The organism is Mycolicibacter senuensis (assembly GCF_003284925.1).
Classification (GTDB): Bacteria; Actinomycetota; Actinomycetes; order Mycobacteriales; family Mycobacteriaceae; genus Mycobacterium; species Mycobacterium algericum_A.
In genome coordinates, this window is the sequence record NZ_QMEX01000171.1 from 1 (window position 1) to 6,735 (window position 6,735).

Genomic DNA, 6,735 nt, shown 5'->3' on the forward strand with positions numbered 1-6,735 from the left:
CGAACGGGCCGCCGCTGCGGTAGCGCATGGCGGGGTTCTTGGCCAGCGTGATCTCGATGAGCTCCCGCACGTTGGGTGGCAGTTCGGCCGGCAGCGGCGGCGGCGGCTCCTTGATGTGTTTCATGGCCACGGTCAGCGCGCCGTCGCCGGTGAAAGGGCGGCGCCCGCACAGCACTTCATATCCGACGACACCGAGGGAGTACACATCGCTGGCCGCGGTGGCGTCCTGCCCGAGCGCCTGTTCCGGCGCGATGTATTGGGCGGTGCCCATCACCATGCCGGTCTGGGTGACCGGGGCGGCGTCGACGGCCTTGGCGATACCGAAGTCGGTGATCTTCACCTGGCCGGTGGGCGTGATCATGATGTTGCCGGGCTTGACGTCGCGGTGCACCAGCCCGGAGCTGTGCGCGACCTGCAGTGCCCGACCGGTCTGCTCGAGCATGTCCAGCGCGTGCCGCAGCGACAGCCGCCCGGTGCGCTTGAGCACCGAATTAAGCGGCTCGCCGTTGACCAGCTCCATCACCAAAAACGCGGTGCGGCCTTCGCCGTCCAGGTCGGTCTCGCCGTAGTCGTGCACGCTGGCGATGCCGGGATGGTTGAGCATGGCGGTGTTGCGCGCCTCGGCGCGGAACCGCTCGATGAACTCCGGGTCGGAGGAGAACTCGGGTTTGAGGACCTTGACCGCGACGCGTCGGCCCAGCCGGTTGTCCACGGCTTCCCACACCTGGCCCATGCCGCCGGTGGCGATGAGCCGCTGCAACCGGTAGCGCCCGGCCAGCGCCGCCCCGACCGCCGGACTCATGATCGCCCCTGTAGTGCGGCTTCGATGACGGCGCGCCCGATCGGCGCGGCCACCGCCCCGCCGGTGGCGGCCAAGCGGTCGCCGCCGTCCTCCACGACAACGGCGACGGCCACCTTGGGGGCGCTGGCCGGGGCGAAAGCGATGTACCACGCGTGCGGCGGAGTGTTCCGCGGATCGGTGCCGTGCTCGGCTGTTCCGGTCTTCGACGCGATCTGTACGCCCGGGATGGCCCCCTCCTGCTGGGTCACTTTCTCGGCGTCGATCATCAGTTCAGTTAGCTTAGCCGCGACCTGCGAAGACACCGCACGGCGTTGTTCGCGCGGTTGCGTCGTCGCGATGCCGGCCAGATCCGGCCCTTCCAACCCCGCGACCAGGTAGGGCTGCATCGTCAACCCGCCGTTGGCGATGGTCGCGGCGATCACCGCGTTCTTCAGCGGCGTCACCGCGACATCCTTCTGGCCGATGCTGGTCATCCCCAGCGCGGCGGCGTCGCGGATCGGCCCGATAGTGGACTCGGCCACCTGCAGCGGGATGGGTTCGGGCGTGATGTCGAACCCGAACCCCTGGGCGGTGTTCCGCAGGGCGTCGGAGCCGGTGCGGATACCCAATTGGACGAAGGCGGTGTTGCAGGATCGGGCGAACGCCACCCGCAGCGGCACGGTCTGTTCATTGCCCTCGCAGGTGTTGCCGCCGAAGTTCTCCAGCTTGACGGTGCTGTCGGGCAGGGCGATGCGCGCGGCGTTGGTCAGCTGCTCGTTCTCGCTGATGCCGGCCTGCAGCGCGGCCGCGGTGGTGATCACCTTGAACGTCGACCCGGGTGGGTAGGTCTCGCTGATGGCGCGGTTGGTCAGCGGCGAGTCGGGGTTGTCGCGCAGCCGCTGCCAGGCCTGGCCCTGCTGAACCGAGTCGTGCGAGGACAACAGGTTGGGGTCGTAGGACGGTGTGGACACCAGCGCCAGGATCTTGCCGGTGGACGGCTCCAGCGCCACCACGGCTCCTCGGCAGCCGCCGTCGCAGCCGCTGCGCATCGCTTCCCAGCCCGCCTGCTGCACCCGCGGGCGGATGGTGGTCTCGACGGTGCCGCCGCGGGGGCTGCGGCCGGTGAAGAAGTCCGCCAACCGCAGCCCGAACAGCCGCGGGTCTGATCCGTTGAGCACGGTGTCCTCGGCGCGTTCGAGCCCGCTGCTGGAGTAGCGCAGCGAATAGAACCCGGTGATCGGCGCGTACACCTCCGGGTCGGGGTAGACGCGCTGGTATTTGATCCGGCCGCCGGTGGCGACCGAGTAGGCCAGCAGTTGCCCGGAGGCGGTGATCTGGCCCCGCTGGCGGGAGTATTCGTCGAGCAGCACCCGCTGATTTCGCGGGTCGGTGCGCAACCCGTCGGCGGCGAAGACCTGGGTCAGGGTGGCGTTGCCCAACAGCAGCACTATCAGCGCCATCAGGGTCATCGTGACGCGGCGCAGCGAGGTGTTCATACGCGCTCGATCACCGCCGTGCCGGTATCGCCGATCGGGGTGGTGCGCTGCGGCTGGGTGCTCAGCGGGCGACGCGCGGCGTGCGAGACGCGCAGCAGGATCGCCAGTAGCACGTAGTTGGCCAGCAACGACGACCCGCCGTAGGACAGCCACGGCGTGGTCAGCCCGGTCAGCGGAATCAGTTTGGTCACTCCCCCGACCACGATGAACAGCTGGATGCCCAAGGTGGCGGCCAGGCCGGCGGCCAGCAGCTTGCCGAAGCTGTCGCGGACCGCGATTGCGGTCCGCATGCCGCGCACGATCACGATCGTGTACAGGATCAGCACACCGGCGAGCCCGACCAGACCCAGTTCCTCACCGAACGCGGCGATGATGAAGTCCGTCGACGCCGCGGGCACGTATCCGGGCTGACCGTTGCCCAGTCCGGTGCCGAAGATGCCGCCGGTGGCGAAGCTGAACAACGACTGCACCATCTGATAGCCGGCGCCCTCGGGGTCGGCAAAGGGGTCCATCCAGGTCTGTACCCGCACCCGGACATGGCTGAACAGGAAGTACGCCGCGACGCTGCCGGCAGCGAACAACAGCAGCCCGATCACCATCCAGCTGAACCGTCGGGTGGCCAGGTACACCACCACCAGAAACGACGCGTACAACAGCAGCGAGGTGCCGAGGTCCTTTTCGAAAGCCATCACGGCCACGGAGATCACCCAGGCGGCCAGCAGCGGCGCCAGGTCGCGCGGCCGCGGCAGGTTCATGCCCAGGACGTGTTTGCCGGCGCTGGTGAACAGCCGGCGCTTGGAGACCAGCACCGCGGCGAAGAAGATCAGCAGCAAGATCTTGGAGAACTCGGCGGGCTGAATAGAGAAGCCGGGCAAGCGGATCCAGATCTTGGCGCCTTGTCGCTCCGACAGCGAGGCCGGCAACAGGGCGGGGATCACCAGCAGCACCAGGCCGACCACGCCGCAGATATAGCCGTTGCCGGCGAGCAGGCGGTGGTCTTTGAGCAGCTCGAGCACCAGGGCGAAGACGATGACGGCGACCAGCGTCCACAGCATCTGGGCGCCGGCGCCCGGGCGGCCGTCAGCGGCGTCGGCCCCGACGCCGAGATCGATGCGGTGGATCATCACCAGTCCGAGCCCGTTGAGCAGGGCCACCACCGGCAGCAGCAGCGGATCGGCGTAACGTGCCGAGCGCCGAATGACCAGGTGCGCGAAGCTGAACAGCACCAGAAACGCCGTCCCGTAGCCGACCAGATCCCAGCGCAGCCCCTGTTCGTGGCCGGCCTCGACGATCAGCATCGCCACCGCGATGATCACGGTCGCGAAGCACAGCAGCAGGAATTCGGCGTTGCGTCGATCCGGCAGCGCCGGGATCACCGTCACCGCGGGCTGCGGCTCTGTGCTCGATGCGCGCCCCCCCTTCTCATCGCTGGGTGCCCCTTGCCGCTGCGCGCCGGGGGGTGCCCCCACGGGATCGTCGCCGGCGCGGCTCATGAGGCCGCCCGGCAGTCGGTCCCCGGTTCTGGCGGGGCCGGCGGCAGGTTGGTCAGCGTCGGCAGGTGCGGCACCCCCGAGGTCGGCGTGCGTTGCGCGGGGCCGGGCCGCGGACCGGTCGGCGCCGGGCCGGGATCCGGTGCGCGCGAGGGCGCCGAACCACCGTCGCCGGTCTTCCCGGTGGCGCTCCGCGACGGACACGGCGGCAACAGCGAGTCCCGGGCCAGGTTGCGCAGCTGGGTGATCGCGTCGTCGAGCGTGCCGGCCGGCAGGCCGTTGCTGACCTGCTGGCGCGCCGGCGGACGCAGATCCTGCAACGTCATCAGCCGGCAGGACAGCTTGTCACCGGATTGGCTGAAGCTGACCTGCACCAGGTCCCCGCGGCTATCGAGGCAACCCAGCAGGTAGGGCTCCTGCAACGGCAGACCGAGAATCGAACCCTGCACACCGCGCATGATCGCCACGGTGTTGCCGTAGGCGGTGACGTAATAGTTGGTGCGGACGATCGCCCGCCCGATCATCAGGGCAGCGGCCAGCAGGATCAGCAGCAGCATCGCGATGACGAATTTGCGGCGCCGGGAGCGTGGCGGCCGCGACAGGGTTTCGATCCGCGGCAGCACCCGTTTGGCGACGGTCTTGCGCGGGGAGATCGCCGATGCCCGGCCGGCGGCGGTGTTGAGGGCGGTCAGGTGATCATCGTCGCTGTCGGAGACCGCCCCGGCCAAGATCGGCTGGGTCTGGCCGTAGTCGACGTCGACGACGTCGGCCACCACCACGGTCACGTTGTCGGGCCCACCGCCGCGCAGCGCCAGCTCGATCAGCCGCAGCGCGCTCTCATTGACGTCGGGGATCTCCAGCGCCTCGTGGATGGTCTCGGTGCTCACCGGATCGCTCAATCCGTCCGAGCACAGCAGGTAGCGGTCGCCGGCCTTGGCCTCGCGCATGGTCAGCGTCGGCTCCACCTCGTGGCCGGTCAACGCCCGCATGATCAGGGAACGCTGCGGATGGCTGTGGGCTTCTTCTGCGGTGATGCGGCCCTCGTCGACCAGGGTCTGAACGAAGGTGTCGTCCTTGGTGATCTGGGTGAGTTCGCCGTCGCGCAGCAGATACCCGCGCGAGTCGCCGATATGGGCCAGCCCCAGCCGGGGGGCCGCGAACAGGATCGCGGTCAAGGTGGTGCCCATGCCCTCGAGCTCGGGATGTTCCTCGACGTATGCCGCGATCGCCGAGTTCCCCTCCTGCACCGCAGCTTCCAGTTTCGCCAGCAGGTCGCCACCCGGCTCGTCGTCGTCGAGGTGGGCCAGCGCGGCGATAACGAGCTGGGAAGCGACCTCACCGGCCGCGTGCCCACCCATGCCGTCGGCCAGCGCCAGCAGCCGGGCACCGGCGTACACCGAATCCTCGTTGTTGGAGCGCACCAGGCCGCGGTCACTGCGGGCGGCGTAGCGCAGCACCAGGCTCACCGGCGGAGCTCGATCGCGGTCTTGCCGATTCGTATCGGCGTCCCGACGGGAACCCGTACCGCTGTGGTGACCTTCACCCTGTCAAGGTAGGTGCCGTTGGTCGAGCCGAGGTCTTCGACATACCATTCCGATCCTCGTTGAGACAGGCGGGCGTGCCGCGCGGAGGCGTAGTCGTCGTTGATCACCAGGGTGGAGTCGTCGGCGCGGCCGACCAGAACCGGCTGGTCGCTCAGCGCGATCCGGGCCCCGGTGAGGGGCCCCTCCGTCACCACCAGGTGGCGTGCGCCGGCGCGATGCTGCCGCGAGGGCAGCAGCACGCCCCGGATCGACAGGCCGCGGCGAACCATCACCGCACCGGTCGGCGCGTAGATGTCGGTCCGCAAAATGCGCAGCACCGACCAGATGAACAGCCACAGCAACGTCAAAAAACCGGCTCGCGTCAGCTGCAGCACCAGTCCCTGCATCCGGCGTCCTCTCCGTCCTTGCGCCGTCCATGTCGTGCTCCCATGGCGGAGCACTTCGGCAAAGTCACGATACTTGGACGTGAGTGACCGTAGGGCAAAGCGGCAGGGCTTTGCCCGTTCCGGGCCGGTTCGGCGTGGCCCTCGGTCGCCCCTAGTGGACCCGAACGATGATTTCGGAGTGACCCAGCCTGATCACGTCGCCGTCGGCCAGCTGCCACTCCTGGACCGGAGCGTTGTTCACTGTGGTGCCGTTGGTGGAGTTCAGGTCAGACAGCAGCGCCACCCGGCCATCCCAGCGAATCTCCAGGTGACGCCGCGACACCCCGGTGTCCGGGAGCCGGAACTGGGCGTCTTGGCCGCGGCCGACCACGTTGGTGCCCTCGTGCAGCTGGTAGGTCCGGCCGCTGCCGTCGTCGAGATGCAGCGTGACCGTGGCCGGAGCCGAGTAGGCGCGCTGGCCGTAGCCGCTGCCCGGAGCGTCGTAGCCACCCGCGGGCTGCTGGCCGTAGTCCTGGCCATAGTCGTAGCCGCCGCCCTGCGCGTCGCCGTAGCCGCCGGGAGCCTGCTGGCCGTAGTCGGGACCGTAGTCATAGCCGCTCGGGGCGCCCTGGGACTCGCCGTAGCGGTAGTCGGGCTGGCCGTATTCCTGGCGGCCGTAGGACGGCGAACCCTGGTCGGGGTAGCCGGGGCCGCCCTGGTCGGGGTAGCCGGGCCGTTGGTCGGGCTGCGCCTCGGGGTATCCCCCGAGCTGGGAGTAGTCGTCGTGGCGGGCCGGGGGGCGCTCGTAGTCGCCGTACCCGGGCTGTCCTCCCCCGCCCGGGTAGCCCGGCGCCGGTGGCTGCTGGTGCTGCGGGTAGCCCGGCTCGTAGCCGGCGGGGGCGCCGTAGCCGCTCGGCGGCCGCTGCTCGTAGGACTGGGGCTCGTAGGACTGCGGGTAGCCAGCCTGGCCGCCGGCGTAGCCGCCCTGCTCCGGGTAGCCGCCCTGCTCGGGGTAGCCACCGTGCTCGGGGTAGCCGCTGTGCTCGGGCCGGCGGGGCG

At 69.6% G+C, this 6,735-nt stretch carries 6 protein-coding genes; all 6 read right to left on the reverse strand.

Annotated elements, in window-relative coordinates; genetic code table 11:
* On the reverse strand, positions 1-802 hold an 802-nt coding region (locus tag DQP56_RS21525), incomplete at its 3' end, for a serine/threonine-protein kinase (RefSeq protein WP_133258996.1).
* A complete protein-coding gene (gene pbpA / locus DQP56_RS21530; RefSeq protein WP_112688899.1) occupies positions 799-2,277 on the reverse strand; it encodes a D,D-transpeptidase PbpA in 1,479 nt (492 codons plus the stop codon). The genes DQP56_RS21525 and pbpA, both read right to left, overlap by 4 nt.
* Positions 2,274-3,770: a peptidoglycan glycosyltransferase RodA gene (rodA, locus tag DQP56_RS21535; protein ID WP_435673895.1), complete on the reverse strand. Its 1,497-nt coding sequence runs from the start codon at positions 3,768-3,770 to the stop codon at positions 2,274-2,276. Before rodA ends, pbpA begins: the two co-directional genes overlap by 4 nt.
* A complete protein-coding gene (locus DQP56_RS21540; RefSeq protein ID WP_112688903.1) occupies positions 3,767-5,233 on the reverse strand; it encodes a PP2C family protein-serine/threonine phosphatase in 1,467 nt (488 codons plus the stop codon). The genes rodA and DQP56_RS21540 overlap by 4 nt, the downstream gene beginning before the upstream one ends.
* Positions 5,230-5,697 carry an FHA domain-containing protein FhaB/FipA gene (locus tag DQP56_RS21545; RefSeq protein ID WP_112688905.1) on the reverse strand — a complete coding sequence of 156 codons (468 nt, stop codon included), beginning with the start codon at positions 5,695-5,697 and terminating at the stop codon, positions 5,230-5,232. The genes DQP56_RS21540 and DQP56_RS21545 overlap by 4 nt, the downstream gene beginning before the upstream one ends.
* 151 nt (positions 5,698-5,848) lie before the next feature.
* Positions 5,849-6,735 (reverse strand): FHA domain-containing protein (locus DQP56_RS21550; RefSeq protein WP_133258997.1); only part of this gene is annotated, 887 nt, incomplete at its 5' end.